The sequence below is a fragment of the Paenarthrobacter sp. NPDC057981 genome, assembly GCF_042886835.1.
Classification (GTDB): domain Bacteria; phylum Actinomycetota; class Actinomycetes; order Actinomycetales; family Micrococcaceae; genus Arthrobacter.
Genome location: NZ_JBHVQI010000027.1, coordinates 1 through 20,536 on the forward strand (window position 1 = coordinate 1; position 20,536 = coordinate 20,536).

Below are 20,536 nucleotides of genomic sequence, written 5' to 3' on the forward strand. Positions count from 1 at the left end.
TCGGCACCCGGCCTGGGTGCCGACGTCGGGCTTGGGGCCTGTCGATTAGCAAATATCGTCCACCGCAAGCGATTTGGCAGGGGGCGTCGGAATGACGGGGATTCGGGGTTGGCCTGACACGCCGCGTTTAGCCTGGCGGGGAGGACTGATCATGAGCGAGCGTGCGCCCCAAACACGCGGAACGTGAGCGAGCGTGCGCCCCAAACACGCGGGACGTGAGCGAGCGTGCGCCCCAAACACGCGGTGATGTGAGAGAGGGTCAGAGGACCTTGCGGATGGTCTCTTCGAAGCTCACTACGTGGTGCATGGCCAGCTTGGCGGCCAGTTCTTCGTCTCCGTCGGCGATGGCTGTCAGGAGTTCTGCATGCTCGGAGATGTGCCCCGAAACAGAGGGCATCTTCTCAAGCATGTGGCACCAGATACGGGTCGCGAGGTTGTCGTAGCGGATGAGGACGTCCTCGAGGTGGGCATTGGCCGAGGCTTTGTAAATGAGCCGGTGCACCTGGATGTCGTAGCGCATGAGTTCGGCCGAGGACGCATCCTGCCCCTCAAGATCTCGAATGGCGGCAGCGACGTCACGCAACTCGGACCGCATGGTTGGGCTGGCCATCCGGGCAGCCTTGCGTGATGCGAGGGGCTCCAGGAGCTCGCGGATCTCGGACACTTCAGCGAGCTGGGTGATGTCCACGCCGGTGGCGAAGGTGCCACGGCGGGGGTAGGAGACGACCAGGTGGTCGCTCTCAAGTCGCTTGATGGCCTCACGGACAGGCGTTCGACCAATGCCGAGTTCGGCAGCGACCTGACCGTCGTTGATGGGGTCGCCGGGCTTGATGTCCAGCATGATGAGCCTGTCGCGGAGGAGCAGGTAGGCGTTATCCGCCAGGGACGTACCCTGCGGGACTGTTTCCAAAGCTTCCAGTGCTGTGCTCATCGCCTTCTCCCAACGCCGTATCCCCCCAGTCTGCACGAGGACTTTCAGCAGATCTGTTGACGACTATGTGATCTCCAACATACCATGGCAACAGTTCTAATATATTAGTTGACTAACAGTCAGCCACTACCCGTACTTCTAAGGAGAACACCATGGTTGCACCGTTGATCCGCCCGCTCGCCCAGGCGGACCCGGAGGTTGATCAGGCGATCGCCCAGGAACTGATCCGCCAGCAGTCCACGCTGGAAATGATCGCCTCAGAGAACTTCGCCCCTACCGCTGTCATGGAGGCCCAGGGCTCGGTGCTGACCAACAAGTACGCCGAGGGCTACCCGGGCAAGCGCTACTACGGCGGCTGCGAACACGTTGATGTGATCGAACAGCTCGCCATTGACCGCCTGAAGTCCCTCTTCGGCGCCGAATACGCCAACGTCCAGCCGCACTCCGGCGCACAGGCCAACGCTGCCGCAATGCACGCCCTGATCACGCCGGGCGACACCATCATGGGCCTCAACCTCGCCCATGGCGGCCACCTGACCCACGGCATGCGGATCAACTTCTCCGGCAAGCTCTACAACGTCGTCCCCTACGGCGTCCGCGAGGACACCCACACGGTGGACATGGCCGAGGTGGAGCGCCTGGCCGTTGAGAACAAGCCGCAGCTGATCGTCGCCGGCTGGTCCGCCTACTCCCGCCAGCTGGACTTCGCCGAGTTCCGCCGCATCGCGGACCTGGTGGGCGCCTACCTCATGGTGGACATGGCCCACTTCGCCGGCCTGGTAGCGACGGGACTGCACCCGAGCCCCGTCCCCCACGCCCACATTGTCACCAGCACCACTCACAAGACCTTGGGCGGCCCACGCGGCGGCGTGATCCTGACCAACGACGCCGACATCGCCAAGAAGGTCAACTCCGCCGTCTTCCCCGGCCAGCAGGGCGGACCGCTGGAACACGTCATCGCGGCCAAGGCCGTAGCCTTCAAGTTTGCCGCGGAGCCCGAGTTCAAAGAGCGCCAGGAGCGCGTCCTTGAAGGTTCCAAGATCATTGCTGACCGCCTCCTCAAGGAAGACGTCGCAGCAGCCGGCATCTCCGTCGTCAGCGGCGGTACCGACGTGCACCTGGTCCTCGTCGACCTCCGCAACTCCGAACTCAACGGTCAGCAAGGTGAAGACGCCCTGCACCACATCGGCATCACCGTGAACCGCAACGCCGTTCCGTTCGACCCCCGCCCGCCGATGGTCTCCTCCGGCCTCCGGGTCGGCACCCCGGCACTGGCCGCCCGCGGTTTCGGCGCCGAAGAGTTCACCGAAGTTGCAGACATCATTGCGACGGCGTTGATCGCCTCGGCGGCCAGCGGCACCCTGGGTGACCAGACCGCCGTCGAACTCCGCAGCCGCGTAACGGCGCTGGCAGAGAAGTTCCCGCTCTACCCCCACCTTTCCACCAGCGGATCCGCATCCGCACTTGAAGCAGAAATGATTGGAGCAGCCCAGTGAGTGTCGACCACCTCCCCGAACACCCTGACTTCCTCTGGCGCAACCCGGAACCGAAAAAGTCGTACGACGCAGTGATCGTCGGCGGTGGCGGGCACGGCCTCGCCACCGCGTACTTCCTGGCGAAGAACCACGGCATGACCAACATCGCCATCCTGGAAAAGGGCTGGCTGGCCGGTGGCAACATGGCCCGCAACACCACCATCATCCGTTCCAACTACCTCTGGGACGAGAGCGCCGCCATCTACGAGCACGCCCTCAAGCTCTGGGAAATCCTTCCCGAGGAACTCGAGTACGACTTCCTGTTCAGCCAGCGCGGTGTCATGAACCTCGCCCACACGCTGGGTGATGTCCGCGAAAGCATGCGGCGCGTCGGTGCCAACCGCCTCAACGGTGTGGACGCCGAATGGCTCGAGCCGGACCAGGTCAAGGAACTCTGCCCCATCCTGAACATCAGCGACAACATCCGCTACCCCGTCATGGGCGCCACGTACCAGCCGCGCGCAGGCATCGCCAAGCACGACCACGTCGCCTGGGCCTTCGCACGCAAGTGCGACGAGCTGGGCGTGGACATCATCCAGAACTGTGAAGTCACCGGCTTCATCAAGGACGGCAACCGCGTCACCGGCGTCAAGACCACCCGCGGCACCATCAACACGGAAAAGGTTGGCCTCGCAGCCGCAGGGCACAGCTCGGTCCTGGCCGAGATGGCCGGTTTCCGCCTCCCGATCCAGTCCCACCCGCTGCAGGCATTGGTCTCCGAACTGCACGAGCCCGTCCACCCGACGGTGGTCATGTCCAACCACGTACACGTGTACGTCTCCCAGGCACACAAGGGCGAACTGGTCATGGGTGCCGGCGTCGACTCCTACAACGGCTACGGCCAGCGCGGTTCCTTCCACGTGATCGAAGAGCAGATGGCAGCAGCCGTGGAGCTCTTCCCGATCTTCGCCCGGGCACACGTGCTCCGTACGTGGGGCGGCATCGTGGACACCACGCTGGACGCTTCCCCGATCGTCGGCGTGACCCCGGTGGAGAACATGTTCGTCAACTGTGGCTGGGGAACCGGTGGCTTCAAGGGAACCCCCGCAGCCGGCCTGACCTTCGCCCACACCATCGCCACGGGAGCACCGCACGAGCTCAACGCCCCGTTCGCACTGGAACGCTTCGAAACCGGTGCCCTCATCGACGAACACGGCGCCGCAGCCGTGGCCCACTAAGACAGGAAGGCAAGGACATGCTCCTCATTTCATGCCCCAACTGCGGGCCACGCGACGAAACCGAATTCCACTACGGCGGACAGGCACACGTCCCCTACCCGGAAAACCCGAACGACCTCACGGACCGCGAGTGGGCTGAATACCTGTTCTACCGCGAGAACACCAAGGGCACCTTCGCCGAGCGCTGGGTCCACAGCACGGGTTGCCGCCAGTGGTTCAACATGCTCCGCGACACCGTGAGCTATGACATCCACTCCATCTACGCGATGGGCTCACCGCGGCCGGACACCACCGGCCAATCAGCACAAGGCCAAGCCGGCGGACCCGGCCTGGCCCCAGGCGCCCCCACCACAACCACCTCCCCGGAAGGAGCCCAGAAGTGAGCAGCCAGAACGCCCGCCTCGCTGCCGGCGGCCGCATCGATCGCAGCATCTCATGGCGCTTCACGGTGGACGGCCAGGAATTCACCGGCCACCCGGGAGACACCATTGCGTCAGCGCTGCTGGCCAACGGCCACATCAACGCCGGAAACTCCCTCTACGAGGACCGCCCCCGCGGCATCATGGCCGCAGGTGTGGAAGAGTCCAACGCCTTGGTCAAGATCGCACCCCGCTTCCCGGGCCACGTTGCCGAGTCGATGCTCCCGGCAAGCGCAGTTTCGCTGGTTGATGGCATGGACATTGAACTCCTGTCCGGCCTGGGCAAGCTGGACCCCAACGAGGACAAGGCAGAGTACGACAAGAAGTACGTCCACACCGATGTCCTGGTGGTGGGCGGTGGCGTCGCCGGCTTGGCAGCAGCACGTGAAGCAGTCCGCACCGGCGCCCGCGTCATCCTGATCGACGACCAGCCCGAACTTGGCGGCTCGCTCCTCTCCGGCTCCACGGCCCCCGGCCTGCAGGAAACCATCGAAGGCAAGCCTGCCCTCGAATGGGTGGCAGACGTCGAGGCCGAACTCGTTTCCGCCGCCGAATGCACGGTCTTGAACCGGACCACAGCCTTCGGCTCCTACGATTCCAACTACGTCATCGCGGCCCAGAACCGCACCGATCACCTGAGCGTCCCGGCAGCCCCGGGCGTCTCGCGCCAGCGGATCTGGCACATCCGTGCTGCACAGGTAGTCCTTGCTCCCGGCGCCCACGAACGTCCATTGGTTTTCGAGAACAACGACCGCCCCGGCATCATGCTCGCCTCGGCTGCGCGCACCTACTTGAACCGCTACGCCGTCGCCGCCGGTTCGCGCGTCGTCATCAGCACCACCAACGACTCCGCTTACGCACTTGCCGCGGACCTGAAGGCAGCAGGCGTACCGGTTGCCGCCGTCGTCGATGCCCGTCCGCAGATCAGCGCGAAGGCCGCAGCCGCCGTCGAAAGCGGTATCCGGGTCCTGATCGGCAGCGCCGTGGCGGACACCAGCGCGGATGGGAACGGTCGCCTGAACGGCGTCACCGTCCGCAGCATCAACGACGACGGCGAACTCACCTCGGGCGTCGAACAGCTGGCTGCCGATCTGCTCGCCGTTTCCGGTGGCTGGAGCCCGGTGGTCCACCTCCACAGCCAGCGCCAAGGCAAGCTGCGCTGGGATGACGAACTCGCTGCGTTCATCCCTTCCACTAAGGTCCGTGACCAGCAGGTTGTGGGCGCAGGCCGCGGAAGCTACGAACTGCAGGATTGCCTGGCAGAAGGCATCTCCGCTGGCGCAGCGGCTTCGATCGCTGCCGGCTTCGAGTCCGCAACCACCCCGTCCGAGCTGCAGGCCCCGGTAGCCGGCGCACCGACCCGCCAGCTCTGGCTGGTTCCCGGCCAGACCGGCGAACCGGGCGAGTGGCACAACCACTTTGTCGACTTCCAGCGAGACCAGTCCGTGGCCGACGTTCTCCGCTCCACCGGAGCGGGCATGCGGTCGGTGGAACACGTCAAGCGGTACACCTCCATCAGCACCGCCAACGACCAAGGCAAGACCTCCGGCGTCAACGCGATCGGCGTCATCGCCGCAGCGCTCAAGCACGGTGGCGCGGACGCTGTTCCGGGCATCGGCGAGATCGGCACCACCGCGTACCGTGCCCCGTTCACCCCGGTCGCCTTCGCGGCTTTGGCCGGCCGCCAGCGCGGCGAGCTCTTCGACCCCGCCCGCGTCACGTCCATCCACCCGTGGCACGTTGCCCAGGGTGCGTTGTTCGAAGATGTTGGGCAGTGGAAGCGTCCCTGGTACTACCCGCAGGACGGCGAGGACATGGACACCGCGGTACTGCGCGAGTGCGCCGCAGTCCGCGACTCCGTGGGCTTCATGGACGCCACCACCCTGGGCAAGATCGAAATCCGTGGCAAGGACTCCGGTGAGTTCCTGAACCGCGTTTACACCAACGCGTTCAAGAAGCTCGCTCCCGGATCGGCCCGCTACGGCGTCATGTGCACGCTCGATGGCATGATCTTCGACGACGGCGTGACCCTTCGCCTGGACGAGGACACCTACTTCATGACCACCACCACCGGTGGCGCAGCCAAGGTCCTGGACTGGCTGGAAGAGTGGCACCAGACGGAGTGGCCGGAACTCGATGTGGTCTTCACCTCCGTGACGGAGCAGTGGAGCACCATCGCCGTCGTCGGTCCCAAGTCCCGGGCAGTCCTCGCGAAGGTCGCGCCGCAGCTGGCCGAAAACGGTGGCCTCGAAGCCGAAAACTTCCCGTTCATGACGTTCCGCGAGACCACCTTGGCCTCCGGAGTGCAGGCCCGCGTCTGCCGGATCTCGTTCTCCGGTGAACTGGCCTACGAAATCAACGTGCCGTCCTGGTACGGCCTCAACACCTGGGAAGCCGTTGCTGCCGCCGGTGCCGAGTTCAACATCACCCCGTACGGTACCGAAACCATGCACGTGCTCCGCGCCGAGAAGGGCTACCCGATCGTCGGCCAGGACACTGACGGCACGGTCACCCCGCAGGACGCCGGCATGGACTGGATTGTTTCCAAGGCCAAGGACTTCATCGGCAAGCGTTCCTACCTCCGCCAGGACGCCAGCCGCGAGGACCGCAAGCACCTGGTGAGCGTCCTTCCGGCGGACCACTCGCTGAGGCTTCCCGAAGGCACCCAGCTCGTGGAGAAGGGCATCGCGGTCAACCCCGCCAACGGCCCCGTTCCCATGGAAGGCTTCGTGACCTCGAGTTACCACAGCGCCGCCCTTGGCCGTTCCTTCGGCCTGGCACTGATCCAAAACGGCCGCAACCGCATCGGCGAGACCCTCCAGGCTTCCCTCGGAGACCAGCTGGTGGACGTGGTTGTTGGCGAAACCGTACTTTTTGATGCTGAAGGGACCCGCAAAGATGGCTGAAACAGCAGCACCCGCAGAAATCGTGAGCAGCCTCCGGGGCGCCCGCCGCAGCCCGGCAGAGCACCTCGCTGACGCTTTCACCTCCGGTTCCGTTCCAGGAACGGTCACCCTCACGGAAATTCCTTACCAGACCATGGTGGGCGTGCGCGTCGACAGGGCGTCCGACGCCGGTGCCCGGGTTGCGTCCGTGACCGGCGGCTTGCCTGCCGGCAGCGGTGAAGTAGTAGTCGCCGGTGCAACCGGCACCATTTGGCTCGGCCCCACCGAGTTCCTGGTAGTGGCTCCCGAAGAGTCCCACGATTCGCTGGGCGGCTCCCTGGTGGGCGACCTGACCACTGCCCTGGGCAGCGACTCCGGCCAGGTGGTGGATCTTTCCGCCAACCGCACCACGTTCGAGCTCTCCGGCAGCCACGCCCGTGCAGTGCTGGAGAAGACGTGTTCCCTGGACCTCCACCCCCGCGTCTTCAAAGCCGGGACCGCCCTTTCCACGGAACTCGCCCACATCCCGGTTGTCCTCTGGAAGACCTCGGACGAGACCTACCGGATTCTTCCCCGGGCCTCGTTTGCCGACTTCCTGGGCCGCTGGATCCTGGACGCCATGCGGGAGTACGCGTCTCCTGAGGTCCCGTAATGGCACTGAGTGTGCTTGACCTGTTTTCCGTGGGCATCGGACCGTCATCGTCACACACAGTGGGCCCGATGCGCGCGGCAAAGCAGTTCACGGATGGTCTTGAATCGTCCGGCCAGCTTCCGGCCACGGTGCGCGTCCAGGCTGAGCTTTTCGGCTCCCTGGGCGCCACCGGCCGGGGCCACGGCTCGGACAAGGCCGTGGTGCTGGGACTGCAGGGGCACTCCCCCGAGACAGTGGACACCCGCACGGCGGATGACCAGGTCGCGGCTGCCGCCCTCGACGCCGAATTGCGGCTGGGTGGCGACCACCGGGTGGACTTCAACTGGGATGAGGACGTCGTCCTCCACCGCCGCAAGTCCCTTCCGGCCCACCCCAACGGCATGACCTTCCGCGCCTTGGACCACACCGGGACGGTACTGCGGGAACGCAGCTACTACTCCATCGGTGGCGGCTTCGTAGTGGATGGAGATGCCTCCGGCGCCGACAAGGTCGTCGCCGACGACACCGTTTTGCCCTACCCCTTCTCCACTGCTGATGAGCTGCTGGCCATCTGCGAACGCGAGGGCAAGTCGATCTCCGACATCATGCTGGCCAACGAACTCGTGTGGCGTTCCGAGGAAGAACTTCGGGAGCGGCTCCTGGGCATCTGGGCCGTCATGCGCGAATGCGTGGACAACGGCTGCTCAGCCGAGGGCATCCTGCCGGGAGGCCTGAAGGTCAGGCGACGGGCGCCGTCGTTGTTCAAGAAGCTGTCCGAAACCGATGCCGACCTGAACGGCGCGAACTCAGCCGACCCGCTCCTCGCCATGGAATGGGTCAACCTGTTCGCCCTTGCCGTGAACGAGGAGAACGCCGCCGGCGGCAGGATCGTCACTGCGCCTACCAACGGGGCAGCGGGCATCGTTCCGGCCGTGCTGCACTACTACACCAAGTTTGTTCCGGGAGCCAACGACGACGGCGTCGTACGGTTCCTGCTGGCGGCGGCCGCCGTCGGAATCCTGTTCAAAATCAACGCTTCCATCTCAGGTGCCGAGGTGGGCTGCCAAGGTGAGGTGGGTTCTGCCTGCTCCATGGCTGCTGCCGGGCTCTGCGAAGTCCTCGGCGGGACGCCGGAACAGGTGGAAAATGCTGCCGAAGTGGGCATCGAGCACAACCTGGGCCTCACCTGCGATCCCGTGGGCGGGCTGGTTCAGATCCCGTGCATCGAACGCAACGCCATCGCCAGCGTCAAGGCCATCAACGCCGCCCGGCTTGCCCTGCACGGCGATGGCAGCCACAAAGTGTCCTTGGACAAGGCGATCAAGACCATGCGCGAAACAGGCGCCGACATGAAATCCAAGTACAAAGAGACCTCCCGTGGAGGCCTCGCCGTCAACGTAGTGGAGTGCTGACCATGACTGCCATTCAAACTGAAACCGCCGTTCCTTCCGGCGGGGACACCACTGTGGAGCACGTCCTGACCCTGGACTGCCCTGAGGGTCCCGGAATCGTGCATGCCGTTTCCGGCTTCCTGCTGGAACACGGCTGCGACATCATCGACAACAAGCAGTTCGGTGACCGCGCCGAAGGCCACTTCTTCATGCGTGTCCATTTCGCCTCGTCAGGGGACGAGTCCACGCTGGAGACCCTGCGTGCCGCGTTCTGCCCGGTCGGCGAGAAGTACGGCATGAACTGGCAGCTTGAACGCCAGGGATCCAAGCGGCGCGTGCTGATCATGGTGTCCAAGTTCGGACACTGCCTGAACGATCTCCTGTTCCGGGCGCGGATCGGTGAGCTTCCCATCGATGTGGTGGGCGTCGTGTCCAACCACACCGACCACCAGGGGTTGGCCGAGTGGCACGGCATCCCCTTCTTCCATGTGCCCGTCACCGCTGCCACGAAGCCCGCCGCAGAGGGACGGCTGCTGGAGATCATCGATGAACTGGACGTTGAGCTGGTTGTGCTGGCCCGCTACATGCAGGTCCTCAGCGATGATCTGGCACGCAAGCTCGATGGCCGCGCCATCAACATCCACCACTCGTTCCTGCCGAGCTTCAAGGGCGCCAAGCCCTACCACCAGGCTTACGCGCGGGGTGTGAAAACCGTGGGTGCCACAGCCCACTATGTCAACGGCGAACTGGATGAGGGTCCCATCATCGCCCAGCAGGTAGTGGAAGTGGACCACACGTTCGGGCCGGACGATCTCGTAGCCGCCGGCCGGGACACCGAATGCAAGGCCCTCAGCAACGCCGTTCGTTGGCACTGCGAAGGGCGGATCATCCTAAATGGGAACAGGACGATCGTGCTGAAGTAGGGCCTTGCTTGCACGCCGAGATGGCATTTGATGACAATCCGAGTGCCTCGCATTGTCATTAAATGCCATCTCGCGGTGGGGGTAAGTGGGGGTTACAGCCGCGCCAACCGCGTAGCGAGATGCAACCCCGCCAGGCGGCCCGTACCCCGCGGGTCACCACCGCAGAGCTCGAAGATCCGTTGCAGCCGGTGATGCATTGACTGCCGTTCCAGATGCAGTTCGCGTGCCGCTTGTGCCGTGTTGCATCCGGTGTCCAGCCAGACGGTCAGCGTCCGCACCAGCTCGGACTTCTTCAGGCGGTCATGGTCGACGACGGCACCCAGCTGCCGCTGTACAAAGGCTTCGCGGGTGGTCGGGTCCAGCGAACCGGCCGCAAGGAGTTCCACGGCGAGGATGTCAGCGTCCACTACACCTGTTCCCGCGACCTCTTCCGTTCCTGAGACCGTGAGTTCGAGCGCCCTGCGGGCTTCGGCCAGGGACCACGCCGCTTCACCGATCCCCCTGGCCAGGGGGCCAACAGCCGTCACAGATCCCACCGGCACGTCCAGCCAGCGCAGGGCCTGCACCAAGGCCTGACGCTGGGAACTTCCGCTGGCAAGGGACACCAGCGCGATCAGTTCAGCATTGTTGGCATAACTGGCGCTATGGGGGACACACTCCCTAAGCAGCGCATCCAGGGCGGGACGCAGATGCCCCGCACCCGTGGACCGGATCACCATGGCTGCCACGTCTCCGCCGACGGTAAACCCCGACGCCGGCCCCAGCTGCTGCAACTGCCACTGCTGGCTTCCCGAGTTGATGGCCCTCATGAGCTCGATGCCCGCCAATTCCTTCAGGCCCGGTGGCATGCGTTGGAGCAGTGCCAACCCGAGAATGTCCACGGACCGTTCGCCGGCCACGCGCGCCAGGGCGCTGTCACCGCCGTCGGGCACGTGCAGGTCGAGCCTGGCCGCAAGCACGCCACGCACTGGCACGTCGACGGAGGTGACGTCGCCGGCGTCGTCGAAGGAACCGGCGGCCCCGAGCGTCAGGCCCGACGGCGACAGCAACCGCGCGCCGGCACCTGTCTTTTCCGCCAGGACAGCCAGCAGCTGGTCGAGGCCGGCGCCGTGGGCCAGTTCAGCGGCCATGGCGTGGCTGGCCTGATCACCACGTTGGAGGTAGTCCACAGATTCGCTCACGAGGAGCGAATTGATTTCCTGCATCACGCCAACGAACGGGACTACCTTGCGCAGTTCGATCACGGGCAGCCCTGCAGCCTCGGCAACCTCCACCATGGCGGCCGGGACTTCGGGCAGTGCCGGGCCGGTTTCGAGCGCCAGCGCGGCTATCCCTCGCCCGGCCAGTTCCCGCACGTAGTCAGATTGTCGTTCTTCTCCCGCGACCGCGAGCGCCTGCCCGCCGCTGAGGAGCAGTTCTCCGCCGCTGAGCAGAGGAGCGATATCAAGCACTTCGCTTGAGTGCACCCACCTGACGGGCCTGTCGAGAGACCCAGGGATCTGGTTGAGGAGGCGCGGATCGGCGCCTTTGACGCTTTCATACTCCAACACGGTCTTCAGGAGGATAGGCATGACACTCCGTATGGTCATTGGCATTTTGTTTAGACACATCGTATCTTGTTGCTGTGATCTGACCCACATACTCTGGAAGAGTCCCTTTCACACACGGAGGCTCTCCCATGCAAGACAACCTCTCCCCCGCGTCTTCCACCCCATCCCCATCGGGCTCAACGCAGTCAGGTCCGGCAACGGCGCCGGGTCATGACAGCGAAGCCTGGCTCCAGCCCATCCCCGAATCCGACCGCACGCGAAAAGTTTCCGGACAGTTCTGGATTTGGGCCGGCGCCAACCTCGCCCCGATCAACTGGGTCCTGGGTGCACTTGGCATCCATCTGGGTCTCGGTTTCGCCGACACGGTGATCGTCCTGGTCCTGGGAAACCTGATCGGCATGCTCCTGTTCGGCTGTTTCGTCCTCCTGGGCCAGAAGACCGGAGCCACCGGCATGGTCCTGGCCCGTGCTGCCTTCGGCCGACGCGGCAACTACCTTCCCGCGGCCATCCAGGCCCTCCTGGTGATCGGCTGGTGCGCCGTCAACACATGGATCATCCTGGACCTGGTGATGGCCCTCTTCGGCACCCTTGGCTGGGTCGACCCTGACGCCAAGAACTATGCCTGGAAAATCGGCGTCGCGACGGCCATCATGGCAGCACAGGTGGCAATTGCCTGGTTCGGTTACAAAGCCATCGCAGCCTTCGAGAAGTGGACGGTTCCGCCCACCATCCTCATCCTCGCCGTCATGTCAGCTGTTGCCTGGTTCGGGATGAAGATCGACTGGGGCTATGCCGGCCCAGCCGGCAACATCCTGGAAGGCTCCGAGAGGATTGCGGCCATGAGCGCCGTCATGACTGCCATCGGTATCGGCTGGGGCATCACCTGGTTTACCTACGCAGCAGACTACTCACGCTTTGTCAGCACCTCCGTTCCCAAGCGCAAGGTCTACCTCGCCTCCGTGCTTGGCCAGTTCATCCCCGTTGTGTGGTTGGGCGTCCTTGGGGCAAGTCTGGCGACCAACAGCGGCGAAATCGATCCCGGCAAGCTGATCGTGCAGAACTTCGGCGTCATGGCGTTGCCCGTTCTGCTCATGGTGCTGCACGGACCCATTGCCACGAACATCCTCAACATCTACACGTTCTCCGTGGCGACGCAGGCTTTGGACATCAAGATCAGCCGCCGCAAGCTCAACCTGTTCGTCGGCGTCTTCTCGCTCATCGCCGTCGTGTTCTTCATCTTCCAGGAGGACTTCGCTGCAGTGCTCGATGCCTGGCTCATTGGGCTGGTGGCGTGGGTAGCCGCCTGGGGCGGGGTCATGCTGGTGCACTACTTCTGGCTGGACCGTCGCTGGCCAGCCAGGGTGGATCGTCTCTTCGACCCCGTCGGCACGCACCGGTTGCCGGTGGTCAACTGGGCAGGAATCGTCTCGCTCCTGGCGGGCATCTTCTCCACCTGGCTGTTCATGTACGGCCTTGTTCCGGCCATGCAAGGACCGATCGCTGTTGCCCTGGGCGGCTGGGACCTCTCCTGGCTCGCCGGCGGACTCACCAGCGCACTTGTGTACGCAGTCCTTGGCCCGCAGGCGCACAAGAAGTATCTTCTGGCCGACTCAAACCACGTATCCGTTACGCAGCCTGCGCCCGCCGCCCCGGCCGTTGAAAGGACCACAGCATGAACCAGCCCGCTTTCGCTGATTCCCTCCACCCCATCACTTGGCCCGGGTACTACCGGGCTGCGGCGTCCTTCACTTTCGATGTCGACGCCGAGTCCTGCACCATCGCCCACGATCCCTCCAGCACCAAGCGCATGTCCCTCATGAGCCACCAGTCGTATGGCCCAAAGATCGCTGTTTCACGCTTGCTGCAGATCCTGGACCGCCAGGACGTCAAGGGAACGTTCTTCATCCCGGGCTTCACGGCGGAAAGCTACCCGGATGTCGTGCGCAGGATCGCCGATGGGGGTCACGAGATCGCCCATCACGGCTACCTCCACGAGCCCATGCAGGGAATCGACGCGGCCACGGAGGCCAGCTACCTGGACCGCGGCCTTGAAGCGTTGGCCAGCGTCGCCGGCGTCCGTCCCGTTGGTTACCGCGCACCGTGGTGGGAGTTGAACTGGCAGTCACCGGCTCTCCTTGCGGACCGTGGCTTCCTTTACGATTCGAGCCTGCTCGACGGCGATGCCCCCTACAGAATGGCCGTCGCCGAAGATGACTCCCGGGATATCGTCGAAATTCCCGTGGACTGGGCCCTGGATGACTGGGAGCAGTACGGCTTCTACCCCGGCGTCACGGGCAGCGGCGTTATTGAAAGCCCTGCCAAGGCCTTGGAAATGTGGACCCTCGAAGCACAAGCCCACCACTCCCAAGGCAACTGCTTTGTCCTTACGAACCACCCGTTCATTTCAGGCAGGCCATCCCGTGCTGTGGCATTGGAGCAACTGATCGAACGGGTCAAGGGTTTGGACGGCATGTGGGTGACAACCCTTGCGGAGATCGCGCAGCACACCAAGGACACAGTGCAGGAGATCCACACGCATGCGCGGATCGATGTCCCCCTCTTCCCCGGGGCAGGAGCAACTTTCCGCCCGGCACGGGTTCAAGTGCCCACCCTCCACTAGCCCCAGCGCCGAGATGGCATTTGATGACAGTCCGGAGGCGCGGGATTGTCATTAAGTGCCATCTCGGCGGGCCGTCAGGGGCCGCCGTACACAGCCTCCACCCAGACGCCGATGATCCACGTACTCGCGGCAGCGCAGGCCAGGGCAAACTCCACCAGCATGCCGATGCCCGTCGCCTTGAGCGCCGCCCCGCTTGAGCGCAGGGCGGCCTTAAAGTTCCGGGTCCGCTGAACCTCACTCAGCAGAAGCCCGACGGCGAAACCCACGAACAGCCCCACCACCGGGATAACGAACATTCCCACTACCCCGAGGACAATCCCGATCAACACCGACCTGTTGGGGATTCCGTGCTGTTTCATCTTGCGCCCGGTCAACACAGCGCTGGCGGCCATCCCCGCCACGACAAACACCATGCCGATGGCGAAGATCACCCAGCCCATCGGCCCGGCACCACCCCAGATAGCCCACGCCAGCAGGCTGGCGCCGATGAGGATGCTGCCCGGCAATACGGGAATGATGGTTCCGACCACGCCCACGGCGATGGCCAGGCCACACAGGATGGTCACGATAAGTTCGGCGTTCATGGCCCCAAGTCTATGAGCCGCTTTTCCGTGGACCCCCAACAAGAACGACGGCGACGCTCCCCAGCACGGGAGGCGTCGCCGTCGTCGGCCTTGCTTTGGTGGCCGCTACTCGGTGACAGCAGCAGCAACAGCCGCGGTGACCGCAGGAGCCACGCGGGCGTCGAGCGGGCTCGGCACGATGTAGTCCGCGGAGAGGTCTTCGGCGGCCAGCTCGGCAATGGCGTTGGCAGCGGCGATCTTCATGGCAGGCGTGATCCGGCGCGCCTTGGCGTCCAGTGCACCGCGGAAGATGCCGGGGAAGGCCAGGACATTGTTGATCTGGTTCGGGAAGTCGCTGCGGCCGGTGGCAACAACGGCTGCGTACTGCTGAGCAACCTCGGGCAGGACTTCCGGGTCCGGGTTGGACAGTGCGAACACGATCGACTGGTCGTTCATGAGCTTCAGGTGCTCTTCGTCCAGCTTGGAGGAGGAAACACCGACGAACACGTCAGCGCCCGTCAGTCCCTCGCCCGGGCCGCCGGTGACGCCGCGGGGGTTGGTGCGCTGGGCCATGCGGGCCTTGACGCTGGTGGGGTCGGCGGCGAGATCGGCACGCTCGGCGTTGACCACACCCTTGGAGTCAAGGAGGATCACGTCCTCGATGCCAACGGCCAGGAGGATCTCGGCGATGGCGATGCCAGCGGCACCGGCACCGGAGACAACTACCTTCAAGCCCTTCAGTTCGCGGTTGGTCACCTTGGCCGCGTTGGTCAGGGCAGCGAGAACCACGACGGCGGTACCGTGCTGGTCATCGTGCATGACCGGGCAGTCGAGGGCTTCGATGAGGCGCTCTTCAAGTTCGAAGCAGCGGGGTGCGGAGATGTCCTCAAGGTTCACTGCGCCGAAGCTCGGGCGGAGGCGGACCAGGGTTTCGATGATCTCGTCAACATCAGTGGTGTTCAGGACCAGCGGAATGGAGTCGAGGTCGCCGAAGGACTTGAACAGGGCGGACTTGCCCTCCATGACCGGCAGCGAGGCGCTCGGGCCGATGTTGCCGAGGCCCAGCACGGCAGTGCCATCGCTGACCACGACAACAAGGCGCTCAGCCCAAGTGTGGGTGCGGGCGAGCTTGGGGTCGGCGTGGATGGCACGGCTCACCTGGGCCACACCCGGGGTGTAGGCGATGGAGAGGTCACGCTTGTTGTTCAGAGGAACGGTGCTGGAAATGGTCAGCTTGCCGCCCTCGTGGGCTGCGAAGATCTCTTCTTCGCTCAGTACCAGGGCGTCGTTGTCAGTTGCAATTGTCTCGATGGACACGTCTTTGTCTCCTCAGGCTAGCCGTGGACCCACGGCATGGTTCGGGCAGGAACAGAACTGCTGTGCGGACCAAGGGTGGCTGGTCCGGCGTTGCTTCTGCAGGTAGGGGGCTGCTAGCCGCTTCGGTAGTTCCAGCCTAGGGAGCGCATAAGGGTACAAGATTCAATACCAACAGAGACGATTCGAGAGTAAAACGTTCAACCACGGCTAATTGTGAGCTACGTCATGTCAGAAACCGTGTTTTTAGCCGCCTGCGGTCTAGACCACCGCGGCATTCTCCGCGCGGTTATTCGCCGGTCATGAGGGAACAGGCCCTCTTCAAGTCCTTCTCTGCTTCAAACAACGACAACCTTCGGCAACGGACTGCCTGTACCAATCCGCTGACCAGGTGCAGCAGAATCCTGGCCTTCACAGTGTCCTTGCCGGTGTCATTGCTCAGGGAGCCCACGACTTCCTGCGACAGGGCATCGACCTCACGCAGGAGCTGGGCCGTGTCGTCGTCCTTCCCAGCCGGGCGGATCAGGCAGTGCTCCACACCCGGTTGCATCACCCGAAGGTGGAAGATTTCCATCATCAAACCTGCCAGCGCGTGGCCTTTGCCCCCGCGCTGATGCACGCCGTCACGCAACTCCCGGAGCTGCTGCCTGTACACGGCAAGCATCAGATGGGCCGTGGAGGGGAAGTAGCGGTACAGGGTTCCCAACGGGACATCGGCACGGGCAGCAACATCGGAAAGACTCAACGTGTCGAACTGCCGCTGGGCAAAGCCCTCAGCCGTTTTCAGGATGCGGGCATAGCGGAGCTGCTGCCGCGGGGTGGTGGGCGCGGCAGCCATACGGGGGAGCCCCGTGGTCAGGTCAAGGGAGTACGGTTCCAGTGAGTTGGTTACGGGCATTTCCGGCGATCTCTTGGCAGGCTGACAAGGAGGCGGCCGGCCGGCGTGAAAGACCCGCGGCTGGCCGATCGCATCAATGATACGGGAGCAACATGACTGTTCCCTGAGAGCCTCCCACGGAGCTCCACGAGCTGCCGGTCCCGGAATTCGAGCCCCGCCCGCATACACTTTCATGCAGGTTCAGACCCACAGGAGGAACGTATGGGGACATTACGACGCCGGATGGCAGCGGCGCTGCTGACCGCCACCGTGGCGGCCATGGCACTTAGCCCAATGTCGGCGTCGGCGGCTCCCAGCAACGGACCCGATCCCGTACTCAACGGTCAGGCGTTCGTGGGCAATCAGCTGACCGCGGACATCGGCCCGTACACGTACTACGGTTGCGGAGGCGGCAAAGGACCCGACTACTCAATCTATTGGACGAGGGACGGCTTCCTCGTAGCCGGCGAAACGGCGCCCAGCTACAAGCTCGAAGGCGACGACACCGGTTCGCGGATGGCAGTACACGTCACGGCAAGCAAGACCGCGTGCGGCGGAGAATCCCTGCACAGCGCCGAGACCCGGCCGGTGGGTGCCGTGAACCGCGCGGCAGGTTTCACCGGCCGCAGCTTCGAACTCCTGACCCGGGCCAATGACGGCTCGCTGCTCCTGTACGGCCGTACTGGAGCTGCGTGGGATGCGCCCCGCACCGTGGGCTACGGCTTCAACATTTTCAATACCGTCTTCTCCCCCGGTGACTTCGACGGAGACGGTAAAAGCGACATGATGGTCCGTGATTCCGCGGGGGGCCTCTACCTCTTCAGCGGGGACGGCGCTGGCGGATGGAAGCCTGCGCGGGCCATCGGCAACGGCTGGAACATTTTTGATGCCATCATCAGCCCGGGCGACTTTAACGGCGACGGCAACAACGACATCCTCGCAAGGGAACCAGGCGGCACGCTCTATCTCTATCCGGGCAACGGCGCCGGAGGCTGGTTGCCGCGGACCGCCGTCGGAACCGGTTGGAACGTGATGAACGCCCTGGTGACGCCCGGCGATTTCAACGGCGACGGCAATGTGGACCTGCTGGCGCGCGACAGCAACGGGTACTTGTTTGTATACACGGGCAACGGCGCCGGCGGGTGGTCTCGGTCCTGGATGATCGGCGTCGGCTGGAACGCGCTCAAATACGTGGGCGCTGCCGGCGATTTCAACGGCGACGGCTTCCCTGATGTCTACGGAGTGGACCAGCAGGGCCGCCTGCTGACGTACTACAGCGACGGGCGGGCCGGTTGGAAGGGCTCCGAGGCCGTAGGCGCGGGCTTCGGCTGGTTCACAGCAATCTTCTAGAAAACTCCGGACGCTGTACCATTAACCCCATAAAAGTCTGGGGAGGACACAATGTATGCTCCATCACGCCTGGGGTCTGGCGTGCGTCGAGCGGTTGCCGCAACAGTGGCTGCGATGGTCGCGGCCGTACTTGCGGGGCCCGCGCCCGCCATGGCCACAATGGATCCGGAACCGCCAGTCATCACCGGCGCACCGTATGTCGGATCCACCCTTACTGTCACGTGGGATCCCTACGCTTATAAAGGGTGCGGAGCCGGAGCTGGCCCCGACACCCGGATCTATTGGACCAGGGACGGCGAAGTAGCTACCGACCACCCCACGTGGCCCAAGTACGTCCTGGGCGAAGAAGACCGCGGAAAGACCATCGCCGCACACCTCGTGGCCGCTTACCCCTGTGAAGACATGGAAGTAGCCAGCGCGGAGACCGCGCCCATCTCCGACTCCAACCGGCCCAACGGCTTTACGGGCCGTGGCGCCTTCGAACTGCTTGCACGCCGATCCGACGGCACCCTCCTCATGTACCCCCGGATCAACAACGCTTGGGAACCGGCGCGAACCGTGGGCGTGGGATGGAACATCTTCCCCACGGTGCTGGCACCGGGCGACTTCGACGGCGACGGCAACAACGATGTCCTGGGCCGCGACTCGGCTGGGGGCCTCTACCTCTACAGCGGCAACGGTGCCGGCGGTTGGAACGGTCCCCGTAAGGTCGGAACGGGATGGAACATCTTCACCTCGCTGCTGGCCCCTGGCGACTTCAACAGCGACGGCACCAACGACATCATGGCCCGCGACGCCAACGGAGTCCTCTACCTCTACCCCGGCGACGGACACGGCGGCTGGCTGCCGCGGACCGTGATCGGCCAAGGCTGGAACACTCTGGATGCGATCATCACCCCGGGCGACTTCGACGGCGACACCAACGTGGACATCATGGGCCGCGACTCTGCCGGCAACCTCAGGCTTTACAGCGGCAACGGCGCGGGGGGCTGGAATGGCATGGCCGTGGTCGGCCAGGGCTGGGGCAGCATGAGCAAGATCGGCAGCGCAGGCGACATCAACAGTGACGGAAAGCCGGACGTCTTTGCCGTTGACGGTGCCGGGCAGTTGCGCGCCTACTACGGCAACGGTTCCGCCGGCTGGGCCGGAAGTGCTGTGGTCGGCTGGGGCTGGGGTGGGTTCACGGACCTGTTCTAGTTTTTAGGCATGTTGAGGGCCCCGTACGGAGACATCCGGACGGGGCCCTTCGCCATAAATGGGCATCCTCTATGCCCGGACTCCTGCAGGCGGTAGTGTCATCCCAATTGATCTCTTTCGGCCATCTCAGTGCCGCCTTAATTCTTGGGGGAATCCTTGGGTCTCAACCCTGTCCTGCACGCGCCCGCGCGCCGCAGTCCTCGACGACTGCTCACACTTCTCACGACTCCGCTGGTTGCCGCAGGCTTGTTGGCCTCGGCGTTGCCGGCTACCGCGGCTACTGAAGCACCAGTGAATTCCGGAGTCAGTTCCGCCCTCGCAGCGAAGGCCGGTCTTGAAACGATTAATGCCATGCCTATCGAAGCAACACCCCGGTCAAAGGGCTTCGACGGCGACGGTACGTTCGACCTATTCGCCCGCGACAACGCGGGCCGCCTGCTTCTCTACCCCACGGACGGACGAGGCAACTGGCAGGCGCCGCGAGTAATCGGCAATGGCTGGCACATCTACAATCTTCTGGTTTCGCCCGGAGATTTCGACGGCGACGGCACAGTCGACGTCATGGGCCGCGATGGTTACGGGCGGCTTTTCCTTTACCAAGGCAATGGTGCCGGCGCTTGGAAGCAGGCCTTCCAGATCGGCCAAGGCTGGCAGGGTTTCGTCAACCTCATAGCTCCCGGCGACCTGAACGGCGATGGTACCAACGACATCCTTGCCCAGGATGCAGCCGGCAACGTGACCCTCTACCCAGGAAACGGGCGGGGCGGTTGGCTCGCACCAAGCAAGGTCTCCTCGGCATGGCAGGGACTTGATGCTGTCGGAGCGGGGCATTTCTATGGCACACCCGAGGCAGTGGTTCTTAGCCGTCCCTTCTGGGGTGATCTGCAAGTCCGCTCTTCTCCGCGCAACGGTCTCTTCTTTGAATACGGTCATCCCAGCGGCTACGACGGCGTCATTGGAAGGGGCTTCGAGACGCTCACTCGTTTCGGGGTTGCCGGTGACTTCAACGGCGACGGTTACAACGACGTTTACGGCATCAGCCCGAACGGCCTGCTGACGATGTACCTCGCCGACCCTTCGGGCTTCAGCAGTCACGGCATCTATGGCTTCAAATGGAAAGGGCAGCCGGTGGTAGGCAACGGCTGGAACGTCATGAACTACGTCTTCTAGGC

General features: G+C 64.2%; 17 protein-coding genes. 12 read left to right on the forward strand and 5 right to left on the reverse strand.

Annotated features, from left to right (window positions below):
* Positions 1-259: 259 nt before the first annotated feature.
* Positions 260-931, reverse strand: coding sequence for a GntR family transcriptional regulator (locus ACFVSI_RS18685; RefSeq protein WP_387826940.1), 672 nt, complete (start codon positions 929-931; stop codon positions 260-262).
* Positions 932-1,083: 152 nt separating this feature from the next.
* Between ACFVSI_RS18685 and glyA the strand changes: the two genes are divergently transcribed.
* Genes glyA through purU form a run of 7 tightly spaced genes read left to right on the forward strand, consistent with a single transcriptional unit; the run spans position 1,084 to position 9,893 of the window.
* Positions 1,084-2,427 (forward strand): serine hydroxymethyltransferase, encoded by a 1,344-nt coding sequence (glyA, locus tag ACFVSI_RS18690; protein ID WP_387826943.1) that lies wholly within the window; start codon positions 1,084-1,086, stop codon positions 2,425-2,427.
* Positions 2,424-3,644 (forward strand): sarcosine oxidase subunit beta family protein, encoded by a 1,221-nt coding sequence (locus tag ACFVSI_RS18695; protein WP_387826946.1) that lies wholly within the window; start codon positions 2,424-2,426, stop codon positions 3,642-3,644. Before glyA ends, ACFVSI_RS18695 begins: the two co-directional genes overlap by 4 nt.
* Before the next feature lie 17 nt (positions 3,645-3,661).
* Complete coding sequence (locus tag ACFVSI_RS18700; RefSeq protein ID WP_387826948.1) at positions 3,662-4,027, forward strand: sarcosine oxidase subunit delta; 366 nt, start codon at positions 3,662-3,664, stop codon at positions 4,025-4,027.
* Positions 4,024-6,969: a 2Fe-2S iron-sulfur cluster-binding protein gene (locus ACFVSI_RS18705; protein WP_387826950.1), complete on the forward strand. Its 2,946-nt coding sequence runs from the start codon at positions 4,024-4,026 to the stop codon at positions 6,967-6,969. The genes ACFVSI_RS18700 and ACFVSI_RS18705 overlap by 4 nt, the downstream gene beginning before the upstream one ends.
* A complete protein-coding gene (locus ACFVSI_RS18710; protein ID WP_387826952.1) occupies positions 6,962-7,600 on the forward strand; it encodes a sarcosine oxidase subunit gamma in 639 nt (212 codons plus the stop codon). Before ACFVSI_RS18705 ends, ACFVSI_RS18710 begins: the two co-directional genes overlap by 8 nt.
* Positions 7,600-8,991 carry an L-serine ammonia-lyase gene (locus ACFVSI_RS18715; protein WP_144662192.1) on the forward strand — a complete coding sequence of 464 codons (1,392 nt, stop codon included), beginning with the start codon at positions 7,600-7,602 and terminating at the stop codon, positions 8,989-8,991. Before ACFVSI_RS18710 ends, ACFVSI_RS18715 begins: the two co-directional genes overlap by 1 nt.
* 2 nt (positions 8,992-8,993) lie before the next feature.
* On the forward strand, positions 8,994-9,893 hold the full coding sequence (gene purU / locus ACFVSI_RS18720) for a formyltetrahydrofolate deformylase (protein ID WP_387826955.1): 900 nt from the start codon (positions 8,994-8,996) through the stop codon (positions 9,891-9,893).
* Positions 9,894-9,985: 92 nt separating this feature from the next.
* Here purU and ACFVSI_RS18725 read toward each other — a convergent pair whose 3' ends face one another.
* On the reverse strand, positions 9,986-11,464 hold the full coding sequence (locus ACFVSI_RS18725) for a PucR family transcriptional regulator ligand-binding domain-containing protein (protein ID WP_387826958.1): 1,479 nt from the start codon (positions 11,462-11,464) through the stop codon (positions 9,986-9,988).
* A 107-nt stretch (positions 11,465-11,571) separates the two neighbouring features.
* Here ACFVSI_RS18725 and ACFVSI_RS18730 point away from each other — a divergent pair, with 107 nt between their 5' ends.
* Complete coding sequence (locus ACFVSI_RS18730) at positions 11,572-13,119, forward strand: purine-cytosine permease family protein (RefSeq protein WP_387826961.1); 1,548 nt, start codon at positions 11,572-11,574, stop codon at positions 13,117-13,119.
* Positions 13,116-14,063 (forward strand): polysaccharide deacetylase, encoded by a 948-nt coding sequence (locus tag ACFVSI_RS18735; protein ID WP_387826964.1) that lies wholly within the window; start codon positions 13,116-13,118, stop codon positions 14,061-14,063. The genes ACFVSI_RS18730 and ACFVSI_RS18735 overlap by 4 nt, the downstream gene beginning before the upstream one ends.
* 74 nt (positions 14,064-14,137) lie before the next feature.
* Here ACFVSI_RS18735 and ACFVSI_RS18740 read toward each other — a convergent pair whose 3' ends face one another.
* The 3 genes from ACFVSI_RS18740 to ACFVSI_RS18750 form a co-directional block, all read right to left on the reverse strand.
* A complete protein-coding gene (locus ACFVSI_RS18740) occupies positions 14,138-14,647 on the reverse strand; it encodes a DUF456 domain-containing protein (RefSeq protein WP_387826967.1) in 510 nt (169 codons plus the stop codon).
* 105 nt (positions 14,648-14,752) lie between these two features.
* Positions 14,753-15,943, reverse strand: a complete 1,191-nt coding sequence (locus ACFVSI_RS18745) for an NADP-dependent malic enzyme (protein WP_387826969.1) — start codon at positions 15,941-15,943, stop codon at positions 14,753-14,755.
* Positions 15,944-16,229: 286 nt separating this feature from the next.
* Positions 16,230-16,838, reverse strand: coding sequence for a TetR/AcrR family transcriptional regulator (locus ACFVSI_RS18750; RefSeq protein ID WP_144662178.1), 609 nt, complete (start codon positions 16,836-16,838; stop codon positions 16,230-16,232).
* 201 nt (positions 16,839-17,039) lie between these two features.
* Here ACFVSI_RS18750 and ACFVSI_RS18755 point away from each other — a divergent pair, with 201 nt between their 5' ends.
* The 3 genes from ACFVSI_RS18755 to ACFVSI_RS18765 all read left to right on the forward strand — a co-directional run bounded on the left by ACFVSI_RS18755 (position 17,040) and on the right by ACFVSI_RS18765 (position 20,534).
* Positions 17,040-18,167, forward strand: coding sequence for an FG-GAP repeat domain-containing protein (locus ACFVSI_RS18755; protein ID WP_387826971.1), 1,128 nt, complete (start codon positions 17,040-17,042; stop codon positions 18,165-18,167).
* Positions 18,168-18,281: 114 nt separating this feature from the next.
* Positions 18,282-19,364 carry an FG-GAP repeat domain-containing protein gene (locus tag ACFVSI_RS18760; RefSeq protein ID WP_387826974.1) on the forward strand — a complete coding sequence of 361 codons (1,083 nt, stop codon included), beginning with the start codon at positions 18,282-18,284 and terminating at the stop codon, positions 19,362-19,364.
* Positions 19,365-19,520: 156 nt separating this feature from the next.
* Complete coding sequence (locus tag ACFVSI_RS18765) at positions 19,521-20,534, forward strand: FG-GAP repeat domain-containing protein (RefSeq protein ID WP_387826977.1); 1,014 nt, start codon at positions 19,521-19,523, stop codon at positions 20,532-20,534.
* The last annotated feature ends 2 nt before the right edge of the window (positions 20,535-20,536 follow it).